At 48.3% G+C, this 2219-nt stretch carries 2 protein-coding genes; both read right to left on the bottom strand.

Annotated features, from left to right (window positions below):
• Nucleotides 1–516 precede the first annotated feature (516 nt).
• Nucleotides 517–1596, bottom strand: coding sequence for a hypothetical protein (locus tag AKL28_RS23340; RefSeq protein ID WP_197091095.1), 1080 nt, complete (start codon nucleotides 1594–1596; stop codon nucleotides 517–519).
• 36 nt (nucleotides 1597–1632) lie between these two features.
• A partial coding sequence (locus AKL28_RS24925; RefSeq protein ID WP_197091094.1) for a hypothetical protein occupies nucleotides 1633–2219 on the bottom strand: 587 nt, incomplete at its 5' end.

Below are 2219 nucleotides of genomic sequence, written 5' to 3'. Positions count from 1 at the left end.
GGTCCAGTTGGGTATGTTCCGTATCTTCAGTATCGTCGGAAAAATCGTTGTAACGCATGATTGGTGATTGTTGAAATTTATTATGGGATTATCATAGGCTAGCAATATTAGCCCAGACTTAGCCTTCTCACGCGCCCGCGTTGAGCATCCTGCATTTAATGCTTCAATACTGCCGACTTACAGTTATGATCGCATTTACTTCTGCGACCTCTTTGCGGCTAGTTACCTCCGGCTGATGTAAATATATTCGTGGACACCTTGTCTTGTCCCAAGCGGCGAGCGCGTGGGCATCAATTCCACTGAAGCAGCTAGTTGCAAGGTGGGAAGCCCTACTTCTTGAAGGCACTCCCTCCGATTTCATGAGGTTTAATCATGGCGCGTGCCCTCATGGGCAATGGACACGGGGCTGGATAAGCCCCAACAGCTTCGTGCTGACCGCCCAGAGGCCTCGTGATGCCACGGTGTTACTCCCCTAGTGAAGGCGCGACAGCGTATCAGGTCCAGACCGAGGGGGCCTCACCATTTTGGCTCTAATGTAAGAGTATGAGCTTCATATGTGCCGTCGCTTTTCGGCGAAATACGTAGGTGAATCTTAGTTAGAAAATTAGATGATGTAGCTATCCATTTCAGTACGTCCACTTTCCCATCCTCGCCAAGAGGATCTTCGCCAGTATCGTCGAAAGTCGCCAGGTCATGAAGAATTCCCGCAGCCAGATCAGGTACGCTCAACAAATCGTCCAGAAAACTCTTATCAGCTAACGACTTCGCAAAACCAAGAATTTCAAAGCCATGCGTCATGTACATAGCGCCGACACTTCCGAACAAACTTTGAGTGTGAGCAAAAGACCTCTCATGACCATCGGCATTGATATTGTCGTTATCGGAATACCAGAGCAACCTCTGTTGATCATGAGTTAGAGCGGCGGTGAAAGCAGAAAGAATGTGAAGAATCCGAAGTAATTTTTCGCCAGTCTGAAAGTTCCATGTGCCAAATCCGCCATCTTGGAGTTGCTTCGTAATCTCTTTTTTTGCAGCAGCTTTCGACATCGCGAAAACTGACTCGATCTTTCGATCTATTGCCACGGTTACGAGCGCACCATGGATCAAGGTATCAACTAACCTCAGATACTCCGGTAGCGCACGCTTTCTTGGAGCGTACCTTAGATCTTTAAATTTAAACTCACTGTACGGATGGTGAATCTTATGTTTTTGCCGCAACTCCTGCATGCGCGCTTGGAATGGTCCTGTTTTATCCATAGCAACGAACAAGAAGGAATATGTTTGATATAGCGCGTCACTGTGCTCGCCACCGTAATCTGACATCACCGCAATCTTCTTATCTCCGGAAAAATCGGGAAGCTCTGGTAGATTCTTCAAGACCTCACCAAGCAAATGACAGAAATGGTTGTATTCAGGTTTGATAGCGGGCAGTTCGAATGGACCTTGCTTGCGAATTTTCGGCGTTAGTATTCCCGCTGCGACCAACTTGGCTACAGCGCTAACGGAGAATGCCTGGTCGATTTGAGTTGTCAGAGTTTTTTTATTAAACGGAACATACATAGTATCTACCTGATCATCTTTTCTTTTCAGATTCACTTATCAGCGCTGGCATTTAGGGTTCGCGCCCTGCGGTTAATTGCGGTGCTGTTCGATTTTATCCTTGGGCGAGCGTTGTGCTTCAGCTCCATACAGGGTCCCGAGTCGGCCTAACAATGCCTGCCAACGCTCAAGCAGCGCCAATGCTTCAGGATCATTCTGCAGTGCCTGATTAACAGGTGAAAACAGGCGTGCATAGTTATCGATAATTTGCCCCATCAGCAATGCGCAAAAGGAAATCGCGACGCTAGCGAGTTGTTTATAGTCCCCAGCCTGAGCGGCGTCACGAATCTGCAGCACGCTCACAAAACCGGAGTGCGCATAGTTGCAAAAATGACTATACATGTCATGAGCGTACTTACGAGGGAAGCCGGATTCCTCAGCTAAATCCATCCATCGGCACCCCATTTTCACATCATTCTTATTTAATACCTTGTCTTTGATGTCCTTGGTGTATTGCGCGAACAGGCCGTCAGCACGGATCTCTTTGTCGAGTGCCTGGATACGTCGATTGTCAGCTGAAACCACATGCTGCCACTGCGCTTTCGCGAGAACCGCGCCATGTAGTGCTTGCCGTTCACGGAGACCGACGTATTCCCACACCTTGTAGCGGCAGTGACGTA

It is taken from the genome of Herbaspirillum chlorophenolicum, from assembly GCF_001189955.1.
In the GTDB taxonomy this organism is placed as follows: domain Bacteria; phylum Pseudomonadota; class Gammaproteobacteria; order Burkholderiales; family Burkholderiaceae_D; genus Herbaspirillum; species Herbaspirillum chlorophenolicum.
The sequence above is the reverse complement of the archived record's forward strand: the minus strand, read 5'-3'. Positions and strand labels throughout refer to the sequence as shown.